Source organism: Plantibacter sp. AC185 (assembly GCF_979258065.1).
In genome coordinates this window covers 363,913-379,374 of sequence record NZ_OZ409831.1, presented here as the reverse complement: position 1 = coordinate 379,374, position 15,462 = coordinate 363,913, and the positions used below count along the sequence as shown (strand labels likewise).

Annotated in this window: 18 protein-coding genes, 2 tRNA genes and 1 riboswitch; of the genes, 15 read left to right on the top strand and 5 right to left on the bottom strand. The window is 68.7% G+C overall.

The features are described from left to right. Window positions 1-5 precede the first annotated feature (5 nt). Window positions 6-602, top strand: coding sequence for a hypothetical protein (locus tag ACZZZB_RS01735; RefSeq protein WP_194644443.1), 597 nt, complete (start codon window positions 6-8; stop codon window positions 600-602). On the opposite strand, the gene ACZZZB_RS01730 is transcribed toward ACZZZB_RS01735, so the two are convergent. Next, window positions 573-1,898: an acyltransferase family protein gene (locus ACZZZB_RS01730; RefSeq protein ID WP_463528840.1), complete on the bottom strand. Its 1,326-nt coding sequence runs from the start codon at window positions 1,896-1,898 to the stop codon at window positions 573-575. The genes ACZZZB_RS01735 and ACZZZB_RS01730 overlap by 30 nt on opposite strands. 82 nt (window positions 1,899-1,980) lie before the next feature. Here ACZZZB_RS01730 and dinB point away from each other — a divergent pair, with 82 nt between their 5' ends. From dinB to ACZZZB_RS01700, 6 genes are all read left to right on the top strand, one after another. Further along, window positions 1,981-3,279: a DNA polymerase IV gene (dinB, locus tag ACZZZB_RS01725; protein WP_192018113.1), complete on the top strand. Its 1,299-nt coding sequence runs from the start codon at window positions 1,981-1,983 to the stop codon at window positions 3,277-3,279. 9 nt (window positions 3,280-3,288) lie between these two features. Further along, complete coding sequence (locus ACZZZB_RS01720) at window positions 3,289-3,618, top strand: hypothetical protein (RefSeq protein ID WP_079705686.1); 330 nt, start codon at window positions 3,289-3,291, stop codon at window positions 3,616-3,618. A 50-nt stretch (window positions 3,619-3,668) separates the two neighbouring features. After that, a riboswitch (TPP riboswitch) is annotated at window positions 3,669-3,777 on the top strand. Window positions 3,778-3,813: 36 nt separating this feature from the next. After that, entirely contained in the window at window positions 3,814-4,443 is a 630-nt protein-coding gene (locus tag ACZZZB_RS01715; RefSeq protein WP_194644445.1) for an ECF transporter S component, read from the top strand. A gap of 2 nt (window positions 4,444-4,445) precedes the next feature. Further along, a complete protein-coding gene (locus tag ACZZZB_RS01710; RefSeq protein WP_463528839.1) occupies window positions 4,446-5,921 on the top strand; it encodes an ABC transporter ATP-binding protein in 1,476 nt (491 codons plus the stop codon). Then, entirely contained in the window at window positions 5,918-6,718 is an 801-nt protein-coding gene (locus ACZZZB_RS01705; RefSeq protein WP_463528838.1) for an energy-coupling factor transporter transmembrane component T family protein, read from the top strand. Before ACZZZB_RS01710 ends, ACZZZB_RS01705 begins: the two co-directional genes overlap by 4 nt. Continuing rightward, the gene (locus ACZZZB_RS01700) at window positions 6,715-7,287 is read left to right on the top strand and encodes a nucleoside/nucleotide kinase family protein (RefSeq protein WP_463528837.1); all 573 of its coding nucleotides are present in this window, start codon (window positions 6,715-6,717) and stop codon (window positions 7,285-7,287) included. Before ACZZZB_RS01705 ends, ACZZZB_RS01700 begins: the two co-directional genes overlap by 4 nt. Before the next feature lie 123 nt (window positions 7,288-7,410). On the opposite strand, the gene ACZZZB_RS01695 is transcribed toward ACZZZB_RS01700, so the two are convergent. Both ACZZZB_RS01695 and ACZZZB_RS01690 read right to left on the bottom strand, forming a co-directional pair. Next, a tRNA-Arg gene (locus ACZZZB_RS01695) sits at window positions 7,411-7,483 on the bottom strand. Between the two features lie 30 nt (window positions 7,484-7,513). Then, window positions 7,514-7,738, bottom strand: a complete 225-nt coding sequence (locus ACZZZB_RS01690; RefSeq protein ID WP_229938567.1) for an SCO4848 family membrane protein — start codon at window positions 7,736-7,738, stop codon at window positions 7,514-7,516. 52 nt (window positions 7,739-7,790) lie between these two features. On the opposite strand from ACZZZB_RS01690, the gene orn reads away from it, so the two are divergent. The 4 genes from orn to nadE all read left to right on the top strand — a co-directional run bounded on the left by orn (window position 7,791) and on the right by nadE (window position 9,856). Continuing rightward, entirely contained in the window at window positions 7,791-8,411 is a 621-nt protein-coding gene (orn, locus tag ACZZZB_RS01685; RefSeq protein WP_064295132.1) for an oligoribonuclease, read from the top strand. 50 nt (window positions 8,412-8,461) lie between these two features. Next, a tRNA-His gene (locus tag ACZZZB_RS01680) sits at window positions 8,462-8,537 on the top strand. Between the two features lie 55 nt (window positions 8,538-8,592). Further along, window positions 8,593-8,943 carry a metallopeptidase family protein gene (locus ACZZZB_RS01675; RefSeq protein WP_463528836.1) on the top strand — a complete coding sequence of 117 codons (351 nt, stop codon included), beginning with the start codon at window positions 8,593-8,595 and terminating at the stop codon, window positions 8,941-8,943. A 91-nt stretch (window positions 8,944-9,034) separates the two neighbouring features. Next, window positions 9,035-9,856 carry an ammonia-dependent NAD(+) synthetase gene (gene nadE / locus ACZZZB_RS01670; RefSeq protein ID WP_463528835.1) on the top strand — a complete coding sequence of 274 codons (822 nt, stop codon included), beginning with the start codon at window positions 9,035-9,037 and terminating at the stop codon, window positions 9,854-9,856. 69 nt (window positions 9,857-9,925) lie between these two features. Here the strand turns inward: nadE and ACZZZB_RS01665 are convergent, their stop codons facing one another. Both ACZZZB_RS01665 and ACZZZB_RS01660 read right to left on the bottom strand, forming a co-directional pair. After that, the gene (locus tag ACZZZB_RS01665) at window positions 9,926-10,588 is read right to left on the bottom strand and encodes a hypothetical protein (protein WP_426736926.1); all 663 of its coding nucleotides are present in this window, start codon (window positions 10,586-10,588) and stop codon (window positions 9,926-9,928) included. Between the two features lie 133 nt (window positions 10,589-10,721). Beyond that, window positions 10,722-10,922: a hypothetical protein gene (locus ACZZZB_RS01660; RefSeq protein WP_064295136.1), complete on the bottom strand. Its 201-nt coding sequence runs from the start codon at window positions 10,920-10,922 to the stop codon at window positions 10,722-10,724. A 282-nt stretch (window positions 10,923-11,204) separates the two neighbouring features. Here ACZZZB_RS01660 and ACZZZB_RS01655 point away from each other — a divergent pair, with 282 nt between their 5' ends. From ACZZZB_RS01655 to ettA, 4 genes are all read left to right on the top strand, one after another. After that, window positions 11,205-11,657, top strand: a complete 453-nt coding sequence (locus ACZZZB_RS01655; protein WP_463528834.1) for a single-stranded DNA-binding protein — start codon at window positions 11,205-11,207, stop codon at window positions 11,655-11,657. A gap of 22 nt (window positions 11,658-11,679) precedes the next feature. Next, entirely contained in the window at window positions 11,680-12,204 is a 525-nt protein-coding gene (locus ACZZZB_RS01650; RefSeq protein ID WP_463528833.1) for a DUF6993 domain-containing protein, read from the top strand. A gap of 105 nt (window positions 12,205-12,309) precedes the next feature. Continuing rightward, the gene (locus tag ACZZZB_RS01645; protein WP_463528832.1) at window positions 12,310-13,755 is read left to right on the top strand and encodes an amino acid permease; all 1,446 of its coding nucleotides are present in this window, start codon (window positions 12,310-12,312) and stop codon (window positions 13,753-13,755) included. A gap of 13 nt (window positions 13,756-13,768) precedes the next feature. Continuing rightward, a complete protein-coding gene (gene ettA / locus ACZZZB_RS01640; protein WP_285025283.1) occupies window positions 13,769-15,451 on the top strand; it encodes an energy-dependent translational throttle protein EttA in 1,683 nt (560 codons plus the stop codon). Window positions 15,452-15,462 lie beyond the last annotated feature (11 nt).

Sequence of the window (15,462 nt, the reverse complement as noted above, 5' to 3'; positions counted from 1 at the left end):
CCGCCATGCTGGTCGAAGGCACCATGCGGTGGCAGGTCACGGAAGACGCTCCGATGGCCCTCATGCTGGCGCTCGCGTTCCGCGACATGGCAGGGCTCGGGGGGCGATGCGTCGCGCAGCTTCCGGCAGTCACGCCGGGGCTGGAGCGGATCGACGTCGCCGGCCTCGACCTCGACGCGCTCGCCGTCCAGTTCGACGGCTGGTGGACCGGGATCGCCCGTCGCGACACGCGCCTGTTCATGGCCGAGGTCCGCCCACCCCACTTCGAGGTGTTCGATCGAGCCCTCGACCTGCAGGAGCTCGCCTACCGGGCGTACGACGACGCGCACCGCTGGGCGTCGGCTCGCATCCGGGAGTACGAGCGCGCGCTCGCAGGCCGATCGCCGAGTCGCCTCACCGACGTCTACGAACTCATCCGCGAGCGTCAGTTCGAGTTGCGCCGGCAATCCAGCTCGTTCCGGTTGGACCTCGAGGTGCTCCCGATCTGCCGACCGGGTGCCTGGGTGGTCGCGCCCGACACGATCGTGGTCAGTGAGTCGCTCCGGGACGACCGGGAGGCCTTCCGCGAATGGCTACGGCCGCTGGTCCACGGCCTGGTCTGATCCGCTCGCGACGCGCTCGACCGGCCGACGGGTCGGGTTCAGGAGCACGACCGCGATGATCGAGCCGACAGCGCCGGCAGCCGCCATCGCGGCGGTGAGCGGGTGGGAGATCTCCGCGAAGGGCATGATGAAGGCGCTCGCGAGTGCGATCCACACGGCGACGTGTGCCGGCTTGCGTTCCGGGTCGAGGCGCAGCTTGCGGGGGTGCTCGACGCGGCCGAGGAGTGTGCCGACGCCCGCGAGCAGGACCGCGACGACGAGCAGCACGACCGGTCGGGTCCACCACCACGCGGCGCTCAGCGGTTCCGCGAAGGGGATGCCGAGGGCGAGCTGGAGACCGGCGACCGCGATGATCAGGGGGAGATGCCAGAGGTACACCGTCATCAGCCGGGACCCGATGAGGAAGACGACCGCTCGCGCGGCGCGGGTCCGCATGATGGCGGTGAGTAGCGGGTGCACGAGGGCGAGCAGGGCGAGCTGCCCGACGCCGAGGACGACGAGGGGGAGCGTCGGCGGGTTGAGGTTGCCGAGCATGCTGGTCGAGTACGGCATCCAGGTCGTGATCGGCACGAGCGCACCGTAGGAGACGAGCACCACGGCCACGAGGACGAGGCGCGGAACGGAGCGGAGACGTCCGTCGGCCAGGAAGAACCCGAACTGCTGCAGCAGCGGCCAGACGAACACCAGGTTGACGAGACCGATGCCCAGGAGGCCGGTCGAGTAACGGACCACGTCGACGAGTATCACGCCGGCTAGCAGCGCCGCACAGGTCAGGAAGGGGTGGCGGTCGTGGCAGGTGGCGAGGAACGGGGCGACCGCCTGGCACAGCAGGTAGGCGGCCAGGAACCAGAGCGGGGACCCGACGCCTGCGGCGACGGCCTCGATGATGGCGGGGTCGACACCGAACGCCCCGGCGAGCCACAGCCCCGCGGCGAGGAAGAGCAGGACCGGGATCGTCGGCAGGGCGAGTCGGAAGACCCGGGACCGGAGGAAGTCGCTGGTCCCGCCACCACGTCGGACGGTGCTGCGCCAGCCGGTGATCGTCGCGAAGCCGCCCACGATGAAGAACAGCGGCATGATCTGGCCGAACCAGGTACCCGTGTCGAACCAGGGTTGCTGCTCCAACGCTCGGGAGATGCCGATCGTGCCGTCCGGCTCGACCGCCACCGCGACCATCAGGAGGTGGACGATGACGACCGTCACGACGCACGCGACGCGCACGAGGTCGAGGGCGAGGTCCCGCCCGGAGAGGTCTGGGACCGCCGGGGCCGACCCGGTCCGCGTTCGCGTGCTCATCGCCGGACAGCCTAGCGTCGCCGGGCCCTCCCGCCTCGGCCCTTGTGGAGAGCGTGTCGGAGGCGACTGCGACAATGGAGGCATGAGTCGGCAGGATGGAGCGTCTCGTCGCGTCTCGGCGCACGATGCCGACGACAGCGGTACCCCCATCCTCCACGTCGACATGGACGCGTTCTTCGTCTCGGTCGAGCTCTTGGAACGGCCCGAGCTGCGCGGTCTGCCGATCATCGTCGGCAACAAGGAGGGGCGGTCGGTCGTCACCTCCGCCAGTTACGAGGCTCGCCGGTACGGCGTGCGCGCGGCGATGCCGGTGTCCCAGGCGATGCGCCTCTGTCCGAGCGCCGTCGTGCTGCCGCCCCACCACGGCAGGTACCGCGAGTACTCCGACCGGGTGATGAAGGTCTTCGAGTCGGTGACGCCGCTCGTCGAGCCGCTGAGCATCGACGAGGCCTTCCTCGACGTCTCCGGTGCGGTCCGGTTGCTCGGGAGCCCGCGGACGATCGCCGCGCTCGTGAAGCAGCGGGTCCTCGACGCGACCGGCCTGCCGTGCTCGGTCGGCCTGGCGTCGACGAAGTACGTCGCGAAGCTCGCCTCCGGCCTGTCGAAGCCCGATGGTCTGCTGGTCGTACCAGCCGACGAGACCTTGGCGTTCCTCCATCCGTTGCCGGTCGGTGCGCTATGGGGCGTCGGTGGTCGGACGGAGGAGCAGCTGACGAACCGGGGCATCCGGACCATCGGTCAGCTCGCCTCCACCCCGCTGTCGATGCTCCAGCGCGCGGTCGGTGAGGCCTCCGGTCGCCGACTCCTCGAGCTCGCGAACGGGATCGATCCGCGCGGCATCGAGCTGGCACGACGCGAGAAGAGCGTCAGCCACGAGGTGACCTTCCCGACGGACGTCTCGGACCCGACCATCCTCAAGCGCGAGCTGCTGAACCTCGCCGGCCTCGTCGCGATCCGGCTCCGGAAGGGCGGCTACGCCGGACGGACGATCAGCATCCGCGTCCGCTATGCGGACTTCAGCGTCATCACCCGGTCGCGCACCATCGGCGAGGCCACGAACGTCGGGCGTCGGGTCTACGACGAGGCGGCGTCGCTGTTCGACGACCTCGATCGCGGCGGACGCCTCGTGCGCCTCGTCGGGGTGAAGGTCGACCAGCTCGTCCCCGCCGATGAGGCCGGTGCCGGGCTCTGGGACCCGGACGAGGAGTGGCGTGAAGCCGAGCAGACGATCGACCGGGTCGCGAGCCGGTTCGGCGATCTCGCGATCGCTCCCGCCTCCCTCCTCGGCAAGCCGAGACGTCGCGGACTCGGCAGTCGCGGAGACTCGCAGGGTGCTGGGAGCACGGATCAACCCCTTGGACCGGCGGATACCGAGCGGTAGCCTCGCGGTATGACGAATCTCGTGGAGAAGCTGGCAGAACAGGCGAAGGGGCTCGGCGTGTCCGCAGCCTACGGGGAGCAGCAGGACGTCGACGGCACGAAGCTCGTGCCCGTCGCGCTGACGTACTACGGCTTCGGCGGCGGCTCCGAGGGCGACGGCGACGACGCCCCGAGCGGCGGCGGCGGCGGTGGCGTCTCGATCCCGGTCGGTGCCTACATCAAGACCGACGAGGGTCTCCGTTTCGACCCGAACCTCATCTCGCTCATCGCCGTCGCGATCCCGTTCATCTGGGTGAGCGGCAAGGCTCTGGCCGGCCTGATCAAGGCCCTCAAGAAGTAGCCCTCCCCGTCGAACCCCTGTCGTGCGACTGCGCACGGCAGGGGTTAGACTCGTGCCACCACGGGAGTCCGGTGAACCGGGCTGAGAGGAAGGTATTCGCCTTCGACCGTCGAACCTGATCTGGATCATGCCAGCGCAGGGAGACCATTTCTCGCTATCCCGTGCTCTTTTCCGTCTACAGGAAGGGCACGTATCGTGTCAGCATCGACCAAGATCTCACCCTCTGAACGCGTTGCGTCGCGGACCTTGCGCTGGAGGGTCGTCGACATCGTCGTGGTCGCCGTGCTCGGCGTCGCGACCGGCCTCATCTTCTGGGCGTGGAACACGCTCGGATCACTCTGGTACGCGGGCGCCAGCGCCGTCACGCCCGGTTTCGGCGGGATCGCCGTCGGAATCTGGCTCCTCGGTGGGGTGCTCGGCGGACTCATCATCCGGAAGCCCGGCGCAGCGCTCCTCGTCGAGACCATCGGAGCGATCGTCTCCGCGCTCATCGGCAACGCATGGGGCGTCACGACGGTGTACTCCGGGCTCGCTCAGGGCCTTGGCGCCGAGCTGGTGTTCGCGGCGCTCGCGTACAAGCGCTTCGGCCTCGTTCCGGCGATCCTCGCCGGTGCCGGAGCCGGGGCCGGCGCGTGGCTTCTCGAGCTCGTGATGTCGGGCAACCTCGAGAAGGGTGTCGAGTTCAACGCGATCTACCTCGGTTCGCTGCTCGTCTCGGGCGCGATCCTCGCCGGTGTCGTCGGCTGGGCCCTCGTCAGGGCACTCGCGTCGACCGGAGCGCTCAGTCGGTTCGCGTCGGGGCGGGACGCTCGGCGCGAGGTTTGATCGTGCCGGGAGCTACCGGTCCGGCGCGCGTCGTCGCGCGGGACTGGGGGTGGCGTCATGCCGGTCGGAAGGCCTGGGCGGTGCACGACCTCGACCTCGTGATCGAACCGGGCGAACGGGTCCTCCTCCTGGGGGCGTCCGGTGCCGGCAAGTCGACGCTGATCCACGCACTGGCCGGCGTCCTCGGCGGTGCGGACGAGGGGGAGTCCCACGGCTCGCTCGTCGTGGACGGCGTTCCGCCTGAACGAGCGAGGGGTCGCATCGGGCTCGTGCTGCAGGATCCCGACTCGCAGGTGATCCTGTCCAAGGTCGGCGACGACGTCGCCTTCGGCTGCGAGAACCTCGGCGTCGAGCGCGAGGAGATCTGGCGCCGCGTCGACGCCTCGCTGGAGGCCGTCGGACTGGACCTGCCGCTGGACCACTCGACCTCGGCGCTGTCCGGCGGTCAGAAACAGCGGCTGGCCCTCGCCGGCGTACTCGCCATGCACCCCTCGCTCCTCCTGCTCGACGAACCGACCGCGAACCTCGACCCGGCCGGGGTGGCCGAGGTGCGGGACGCCGTCGCTCGGCTGGTCGATGACGGTTCGTCCACCCTGGTCGTCATCGAACACCGCGTCGACGTCTGGCGCGAGCTGATGACCAGGGTCGTCGTGCTCGACGCCGACGGCGGTGTCCTCGCCGACGGGCCACCCGACCTCGTCCTCGACGACGTCGGGCAGCGCCTGGCCGATGCGGGCGTCTGGGTGCCGGGCATCCCGCTGGGGTTGGCCCCTCGTCCGGTGTCCGGCCCACCAGCGGCGGTCATCACGACCGACGACCTGGCGATCGGTCGAACGCGGAAGCAGCCGGTGCAGGAGCACCTGGGGCTCGCGGTGCCCGAGGGCGCGGCGACCGTCATCGTCGGCCCCAACGGCGCGGGGAAGTCCACGCTTGCGCTCACGCTGGCGGGCCTGCTGCCGGAGATCACGGGGACGGTGACCGCCGCTCCGCAGCTCGCCGGCAGGCTGGGATCCCGGCCGATCCGCTGGAAGTCCACCGAGTTGCTCACACGCATCGGGACGGTCTTTCAGGATCCCGAGCACCAGTTCGTCTCATCGACCGTGCGGAACGAGCTCGGTGTCGGCCTGCAGGCCCTCCGCTGGTCCCGGACCGCCATCGACGAGCGGGTCTCCGAGATCCTCGAGGCGCTCGGTCTCGGTCGTCTTGCCGAGGCGAACCCGTTCAGCCTCTCGGGCGGTCAGAAGCGCCGGTTGTCGGTGGCCACCGTCCTCGCCGCCCGGCCGGCGGTCATGGTCCTCGACGAACCGACGTTCGGGCAGGATCGACGCACGTGGTTGTCACTCGTCCGCCTGCTGCAGCACGAGCTCGAGCGCGGCGCGACGATCGTCTCCGTCACGCATGACGCGGGGGTCGTCGAACATCTGGGCGACCATCGCATCCTCCTCGAACCGCTGGAACTCGGGAGGCGGGCCGCATGACGAGCCTCACGGCAGCGGACCGCTCGACGGTGTTGCACCATCGACCGCCACTCGACCGCGTGAATCCGGTGACGAAGGTGCTGGCCGTCCTCATCCTGTCCGTCCCGTTGCTGCTGACGATCGACTGGGTGAGTGCGAGCACGGCGGTGCTGCTCGAAGTGATGCTGTTCCCGCTCTCCGGCCTGCGGTTCACCGCGCTGCTGAAGCGGGCACTGCCGGTGCTCGTCTTCGCGCCCATCGGCGGGATCAGCATGCTGTTGTACGCGAAGCCGGGAGGGACGGAGTACCTGTCGCTCGGGTTCGTCAGGGTGACGGACAACTCGATCGAGCTGGCGGTCGCCGTGACGATCCGCGTGTTGGCGCTCGGTCTCCCGACGATCCTGCTCTTCGCGCGGGTGGATCCGACCGATCTGGCCGACGGCTTGTCGCAGATCACGAAGCTGCCGTCGCGGTTCGTGCTCGGGATCCTTGCTGGGGCGCGGATGCTCGGACTCTTCATCGACGACTGGCGCAGTCTCGCGCTCGCCCGTCGTGCCCGTGGGCTGGGGGACCGGGGAGTGGTCCGGCGGTTCGCGTCCATGGCGTTCGTGCTGCTGGTGTTCGCCATCCGCCGCGGGAGCAAGCTCGCGACGGCGATGGAGGCGCGGGGGTTCGGGGCACCGAACGAACGCACCTGGGCCAGACCGTCCCGCCTGGGCCGGGCTGACCCCGTCGCCGTCCTGGTGACGATCGTGATCATGGCTTTCGCGCTGTCCACGGCGGTCCTCGCCGGCACGTTCCGGGTCGTGGGCCAGTGAGCGCGGTTCCGCCGGTCCTGCTCATCGACGGACGGTCGGGCACGGGGAAGACGACGCTCGCCTCCTCGGTGGCGTCCGCATTGACGGCCAGCACGGTCGTCCACATGGACGACCTGTATCCGGGGTGGGAGGGGCTCGACGAGGGTGCTCGACTCCTCGTCGAGTGGATCCTCACACCGTTCTCCGAGCGGCGCGCGGGGGAGTGGCGGCGCTGGGACTGGGAACGGTCCGCCCGTGCGGAGGCGCACCTCGTGCCGAGTGACCGTCCACTCATCGTCGAGGGTTGCGGGTCGTCGTCGCGGGCGTCGCGAATACTCGCCGACACGGTGCTGTGGCTCGTCGCGCCGGTGGTGCAGCGCACCGACCGCCTCATCGGGCGCGGTGACGGCGTCGACTGGCTCGCGGGGTGGACCCTCCAGGAGGACGCGTTCATCGAGCGGGAGCGGCCCGACCTCGACGCCGGTCTCCGCATCGAGGCGACCGGCGCCGCGGACCAGGTCTCCGCGCTCGTCCTCGACGCCCTCGCGCGCGACGAAGCGAAACGCTGGAGCCCCTGGCTCCGTTGCTAAAACCCAAGGTCCTGGTTCTCGGTCCCTGAGCTGGTCGAAGGGTCAGCTTCCGGTCATCGGTCCCTGAGCGTGTCGAGGGGTCAGGACTCGGGTTCCGGTCCCTGAGCTTGTCGAAGGGTGGTGTGCCCCCGGCAGGATTCGAACCTGCGACCAAGAGATTAGAAGGCTCCTGCTCTATCCCCTGAGCTACGGAGGCGGGCGTCGTCCAGGATACCGCAGCGGTGTCTCAGGCGCCGACGCCGAGGAGGCCGAGGACTCCGAAGACGAGCGACAGGGCTGCAAGGACGAGGGCGATGCTGATGAGGATGACGTGGACGCGTAGGAACGTCGTCGCACGTCCCTGATCGTCGCGGGCACGCGGGTCGGCGACGATCCGCTTGAGGAAGCGGGGCCAGACGACGACGTTGTAGACACCGTTGACGAGCAGCAGGGCGGAGATGGCGATGATCACCGCTCGAGTCTACGGAACCGGCGGCGTCGGTCGTGCTGAGTAGACTCGACCCATGAGCACAGCTGGGGACCGTCTGGTCTGGATCGACTGCGAGATGACCGGACTCGAGCTGGAGGTCGACGAACTCGTCGAGATCGCCGTCGTGATCACCGACTTCGAACTGAACATCCTCGACCCGGGTTACTCCGTCGTGATCAAGCCCGACCAGTCGGCACTCGACAACATGGGTGAGTTCGTGACGAACATGCACCGCACGTCGGGGCTGCTCGAGGAGATCCCGAACGGCGTGAGCGTCGCGGACGCCGAGTTCCAGGTCATCGAGTACATCCAGCGCTTCGTCCCCGATGAGTCGAAGGCTCCGCTGGCCGGGAACACCATCGGGACCGACCGAGGATTCCTCGCGCGGTACATGCCGCGGCTCGACGCCCACCTGCACTACCGCAACGTCGACGTCTCCTCCATCAAGGAACTGGCCCGTCGGTGGTACCCGCGGGTGTACTTCAACGCCCCGTCGAAGCACGGCGGACACCGCGCGCTGGCGGACATCCTCGAGTCGATCCGTGAGCTCGCCTACTACCGCGGAGCGTTGTTCGTCGACCTCCCCGGCCCGTCCTCCGACGACGCGAAGCAGGTTTCGGAAGCGGTCGTGTCACGGTACGCCCCAAACATGTAATAGACTCGTCCAGTCGCTTGTGACGCGGTCTCCGCGGAGCAGGTCGCATGGTGGGTATAGCTCAGTTGGCAGAGCGCCTGGTTGTGGTCCAGGAGGTCGCGGGTTCAAGCCCCGTTACTCACCCCATGTCGTACAGAAGCCGGAGGATCCCTCCGGCTTCTGTCGTATCCGGGGAGCGGGCATGTTGGAGCTGGACACCGAGGCGTTCGAAGCCCTCGTGGTGGACGAACTCGACCGCTTGCCCGACGAGATGGTCGACGGTCTCGACAACCTCGTCTTCGTCGTCGAGGACCGGCCTGAGAACGGCACGCTCGACACGCTCGGGCTGTACGACGGCGTCGCCCTGACGGAGCGCGACCGCTACGGCTTCGGCGAGATGCCCGACCGGATCATCGTCTACCGCGAGCCGCATCTGGCGGCGTGCGAAACAGTCGACGAGCTCGCCGACGAGATCCACACCACCCTGGTCCACGAGATCGCGCACTTCTACGGCATCGACGACGAGCGGCTGCACGAGCTCGGCTGGGCCTGAGACCCGCCTCGCCCACCGAGCCGTGTTTCCGGTGTGTTGCAAGTGCCTCGGAGTTCCGGGTGCGCCTCCGGTGAGCGAGTAGCCTGGGGACATGCGCGAGATCCAGGCCCGCACCATTGCGGAACTCCATGTCAGCCCCACGATCGACCCGTCGGCCGAGGTCCGTTCCCGGATCGATTTCCTGAAGTCGTACCTGCGGGCGACGCACACGAAGGGGTTCGTGCTCGGGATCAGCGGGGGACAGGACTCGTCGCTCGCCGGGCGCCTGTGCCAGCTCGCGGCGGAAGAGGTCCGAGCCGAGGGTGGCGAGGCCCGGTTCGTCGCCGTCCGTCTGCCGTACGCCGTGCAGCACGACGAGGACGACGCCCAGTTGGCGCTGTCGTTCATCCGCCCGGACGACTCCGTCGTGTTCAACATCCAACGTGCGGTCGACGGGTTCGAAGCCGAGTACGCGGATGCGACCGGCGAACCCCTCAGTGACTTCGTCAAGGGCAACGCGAAGGCGCGCGCACGGATGGTCGCGCAGTACGCTATCGCCGGTCAGCAGGGGCTCCTGGTGGTCGGGACGGACCACGCGGCCGAGGCGGTCACCGGCTTCTTCACGAAGTTCGGCGACGGCGGGGCCGACGTGCTCCCGCTCAGTGGCCTGACGAAACGTCAGGGGCGGGCGCTCCTGGAGTCGCTCGACGCTCCGGAACGCCTGTATCTGAAGGCCCCGACCGCCGATCTCCTCGACGGCACCCCCGGCCAGACCGACGAGGAGAACCTCGGACTCAGCTACCAGCAGATCGACGACTTCCTCGAGGGGAGCGAGATCGATCCGGTGGCCGCCGAAGCGATCGAGGCCCGGTACGCGGCGACGGAGCACAAGCGGCAGGTCCCGGTCAGCACGTTCGACACCTGGTGGTGCTGACCACGCACCCCTGACACGAAGACGGCGGCCCGATCGGATGATCGGGCCGCCGTCTGTCAGTCGCGGTGGTCAGCTGACGCTGGACTGCTTGCGTTCGGCTTCCAGGACCGCGACGTCGTCGATGATGCGCTGCGTCGTGCTGGTGTTGATCGTGCCGCCCGTCGAGCGGGTGATGTCGCCGGGCCGTGCAGCCGGGGCGGTGGACGCGGGCTTCACAGCGGCGTACTGCTCGTGGTGCTGCTTGGCGACCCACGACTCCTGCTCCGCGACGAGCGCCTGTTCCGATCCTGTGGACTCGGCGCGCCAGCGACGGAGGTCTCCGTCGAAGTCCTTTCGGGCCCGTGCCGGCTTCTTCGACCACTCGACGAGGCGGTCGCGGAAGTCCTCGACCACCGGGTCCAACTCGTACCCGAACGTGGCGGAGTTGCGCTTCATCTCGTGGAGCTGGTGGTTCGCCCAGTCCGCGGCGACGGCCGCACCCTTGATCGGGCTGAGTCGCACGAGGGTGTCGGCCTGGGCGACGGCCCGATCGCTGAGCACCTGCTCCTGCGGGGTGAGCGAGTTCCAGACGCTGGCCTCGGTGGCGGCGTCGACGAGCGCCAGGATCGCGACGTTCTTCTGCTCTCGGTCGCGTTGGTCCACGATGGCTCGCAGCGCGCGACGGCTTGCGCCGGCGGCGACGAGGGAGGACACCACGACGGCCACGATGAAGAGGGCCGCAGCGAACAGCATGGGGCGGACCTCAGCTGAGGTCACCCACTCTACGAAGTCATTCCACCACTGCATGGGCCGCAGACTACCCCTCGTTCGGGCGTGAACACGGGCGACGCACCGGGTTCGATGGGAACGGCGGGAGGGTCGTCGCTCAGTTGCGGAAGGCGTCGATGGCGACCGCGAGATCGCTGAAGCTGCCCAGTGGGGCGTACCCGAGGACCGCCGGTCTGAACCGGTTGGCCCGGTACTCCGGAACGCCGTCCGCTCCGACGGCCTCGATGTTGCCGAGCACGCGGCCGTCGGGGGTCGTCACGCGCCAGTAGCCGGGACGGATGCTCAGGGCGTTGGGCATGGGACTCCTCGTGCGCTGGTGGGGCGATACCGGACTGGGACTGCCGGCTGGTATTCGTCAGCGTATGCGGGGCCACCGACATCGGCCCTGGTCAGAGCGGAGCGAGGGTCCTCCACAGCGAGGTGCGCGGTTGTGGACATCGACGAGGGCCGCCCGGCTCGCCACGGGGCCTACGGGATCGGAGAGGCTGGCAGCGCGTCCGGGGCGGCGATCGGCACGGACCCGCCCCGGACGCTTCCGCGATCCGCCGCCAGGATCGTCGGACCGACAGGAGAGGAACCCATGAACGACCAGATCACCGTCTGCGGACACGTCGCGACAGACCCCAAGCACCATCGCACGACGTCCGGGCTGGACATCACCAGTTTCCGCCTGGCGTCGCAGCAACGTCGGTACGACCAGAAGCAGGGTTCCTGGGTCGCGCAGGAGACGAACTGGTACACGGTGAGCGCCTTCCGCGGATTGGCGACCGCCTCCGCGACATCGCTCGTCAAAGGACAGCGCGTCATCGTGCTCGGTCGGTTGCGGATCCGCGATTGGGAGCAGGGTGAGCGACGAGGGACGTCGGTCGACATCGAAGCCGATCACATCGGGCCCGACATCGGCTGGCAACCGAAGGGGTCCGGTGAGTCGCCGGTCGGAGCGGGGGCGAACCCGGCGCCCGCCGCATCCGAGTCGACCGGTTCCGGAACCGGGGAATGGGCGTCGGCACCGCCGCAGGACACGCCGTTCTGACGCGCCGCGTAGACTGCTCGGCGTGCAGAAGAGCCTCCGCGACCGCCCCGTCTCAGCCGTCACCTCGATCCGTCGCCGCTCGTCGATCGCCGGCGTCCGGGCCGGCGTGGTGCTCGGCCTGCTCGGCATCGTCGTGACCGGTTGCACCCAGACCGCTCCCGAGCCGACGGCCACGCCGAGCCAGACGCCGACCGCCACGGAGACCGCTCCGGCGGCGCCGGTGCTGCTCCCCGAGGGCACCGCCACGGACAACCTGCCGTTCTTCGACGCCGTCAATGCCGCGACGCTCGCCGCGAACCCCGCCGCAGGCGGCCAGGCGATCATCGACGGTCTCGTCGCCGCCGGCTTCCCGAAGGCGGAGATGGAGGTCTCCTCGGACACGACGAGCATCGGCGAGCCGGCCGACTCGATCCAGTTCGCCATCCGGTGGCAAGGGCAGTGCATCCTCGGGCAGAACGGGCCGGCGACGGGGTACCACTCGTCGGTGGTGTCGCAGCTCGACACCGGTCGATGCCTCATCGGGGTCACCCGCGCGATCGACTGGTAGAGCCGCCGACCGCTTCCGGACTGGTGCAAGTCGTGGGCATGCCATAACCTGAAATTTCAGATGTTGCCACCTCTTGGGTGGCTCGATCCGGAATCGAGGGACTGCATGACCGCCAACCCATCACCTGGCGGGGAACCTGCCACCGAGGCTGTCTTCCTGGCCGACGAACGTCTGGCCGTCGCGCCGACGGCGCTCGCGCACACGCTCAAGCCTCGTCATCTGGCGCTGATCGCCCTCGGTGGCATGATCGGCGCCGGGCTCCTCGTGGCGTCGAGCACGGCGATCCTCGCAGCAGGGCCCGGCGTGATCCTCGCGTACGCCCTGGCCGGCGTGGTCGTGGTGCTCGTCATGCGCATGTTGGGGGAGATGGCCTCCGCATCGCCCGAGACCGGGTCGTTCTCCGCCTACGCCTCGCGATTCATCGGTCCCTGGGCCGGTCTCGCGATCGGATGGCTCTACTGGTGGTTCTGGGTCGTGGTCGTCGGCATCGAGGCGACGGCCGCAGCGCAGATCGTCAGCCAGTGGGTGCCCGGTCTCCCGCAGTGGATCCCGGCGCTCGTGATCACCGTCGCATTCCTCGCCGCCAACCTCGTCTCCGTGAAGTCGTTCGGCGAGTTCGAGTTCTGGTTCTCGTCGATCAAGATCGCGGCCGTGATCCTGTTCATCGCGCTCGGATCGCTCATCATCGTCGGCGTCATCCCGACCGAGACGGCGACCGTCGCCAACCTCGCTCCGACCGACGGGGGCTTCCTGCCGTTCGGTATCGGCGGCGTGCTGGCTGCGCTGTTGCCGATCATCTTCTCGATGTTCGGTGCCGAGGTCGCCACGATCGCGGCGGGAGAATCGGTGGACCCGAAGGGTGCCGTCCGGCGAGCGGTGAACTCGGTCGTCTGGCGGATCCTGCTGTTCTACATCGGCTCGATCCTGGTCGTCCTCATCGTGGTGCCGTGGACGGAGATCACGCCGGGGATCAGTCCCTTCGTCACCATGCTGCACGCCGCCGGGATCCCCGGTGCCGGGGTGGCGATGGACATCATCGTCTTCACGGCCCTGCTGTCGACGCTCAACGCCTCGCTGTACACGGCGTCGCGCATGCTGTTCTCACTCGGCGGCCGCGGGGAGGCCCCGCGAGCGGTCCGCGCGACGACACGACGCGGCACACCGGCGGTCGCGATCCTGTGCTCGGCCATCGTCGGGCTCGTGTGCGTCCTGTTGAACTACCTCGCACCGGACGAGGTCTTCACGTTCCTCGTCAACTCCACCGGCGCGATCGCGATCTTCGTGTGGATCGTGATCGCCGTCGCTCAATTGCGCAGCCGACGGTTCGATCAGGTCTCGGCGTCGGAGAGCAGCGACCGCGTCGGCGGGATCCGCATGTGGGGACACCCGTGGCTCACCCTCGTGGTCGTCGTCGCGCTCGTCGCGCTGCTGGTGTCGATGTTCTTCGGCGGACCCGCCCGGCTCCTCGAGGTGACGACGAGTTGCGCGATCGCGGCGGCGGCCGTCATCGCGGGCGTCGTCGTGCAGCGCAAACGGAGGGTCCGCCCGTAGACTGGACGGCGACATGGCTGAATACATTTACTCGATGGTCCGCGCCCGCAAGGCGGTCGGCGACAAGCTCATCCTCGACGACGTGACGATGGCGTTCCTGCCCGGAGCGAAGATCGGCGTCGTCGGCCCGAACGGTGCCGGTAAGTCCACGATCCTGAAGATCATGGCGGGGATCGACACCCCCTCGAACGGCGAGGCGAAGCTCACGCCGGGCTTCAGCGTCGGCATCCTCATGCAGGAGCCGGAACTCGACGAGGACAAGACGGTGCTCGAGAACGTCCAGGAGGGCGTCGGCGAGATCAAGGGCAAGATCGACCGCTTCAACGAGATCTCGCTCGCGATGGCCGAGCCCGACGCCGACTTCGACGCCCTGCTCGCCGAGATGGGCGTGCTGCAGGAGGCGATCGACGCCGCTGACGCCTGGGACCTCGACTCGCAGCTGGAGCAGGCGATGGACGCCCTGCGCTGCCCGCCGTCCGACGCCACGGTCGCCCACCTCTCCGGTGGTGAGAAGCGTCGCGTCGCGCTCTGCAAGCTCCTCCTGCAGAAGCCCGACCTCCTGCTCCTCGACGAGCCCACCAACCACCTCGACGCCGAGAGCGTGCTCTGGCTCGAGCAGCACCTCGCTCAGTACGCGGGCGCCGTGCTCGCCGTCACCCACGACCGGTACTTCCTCGACCACGTCGCAGAGTGGATCTGTGAGGTGGACCGCGGTCGCCTGTACCCGTACGAAGGCAACTACTCGACCTACCTCGAGAAGAAGGGCGAGCGTCTCAACGTCCAGGGCAAGAAGGACGCGAAGCTCGCCAAGCGCCTCGCGAGCGAACTCGAGTGGGTCCGCAGCAACGCGAAGGGCCGCCAGGCGAAGTCGAAGGCTCGTCTCGCTCGCTACGAGGAGATGGCGACGGAGGCCGAGCGCACCAGGAAGCTCGACTTCGAGGAGATCCAGATCCCGGCCGGTCCGCGACTCGGCTCGACGGTCCTCGAGGCCAAGAAGCTCGAGAAGGGCTTCGACGGACGCGTCCTCATCAACGACCTGTCCTTCAGCCTGCCCCGCAACGGCATCGTCGGCATCATCGGCCCGAACGGTGTCGGTAAGACCACGCTGTTCAAGACCATCGTCGGCATCGAGCCGCTCGACGCCGGCGAGCTCAAGGTCGGCGAGACCGTCAAGCTCTCGTACGTCGACCAGTCCCGTGGGGGCATCGACCCCAATAAGACGCTCTGGGAGGTCGTGTCCGAAGGGCTCGACTACATCCAGGTCGGCAACCAGGAGATCCCCTCCCGCGCCTACGTGTCGACGTTCGGGTTCAAGGGCCCGGACCAGCAGAAGAAGGCCGGTGTCCTCTCCGGTGGTGAGCGGAACCGCCTGAACCTCGCGCTGACGCTCAAGCAGGGCGGTAACCTCCTGCTGCTCGACGAACCGACCAACGACCTCGACGTCGAGACGCTCTCGAGCCTCGAGAACGCGCTCCTCGAGTTCCCGGGTTGTGCCGTGGTCATCACCCACGACCGGTGGTTCCTCGACCGCATCGCGACGCACATCCTGTCGTACGAGGGCACCGAGGAGAACCCGTCGAACTGGCACTGGTTCGAGGGCAACTTCGAGTCCTACGAAGAGGACAAGATCAAGCGCCTCGGACCGGACGCGGCCAAGCCGCACCGCTCCGCGTACCGCAAGCTCACGCGCGACTAGGACTCGTGCGA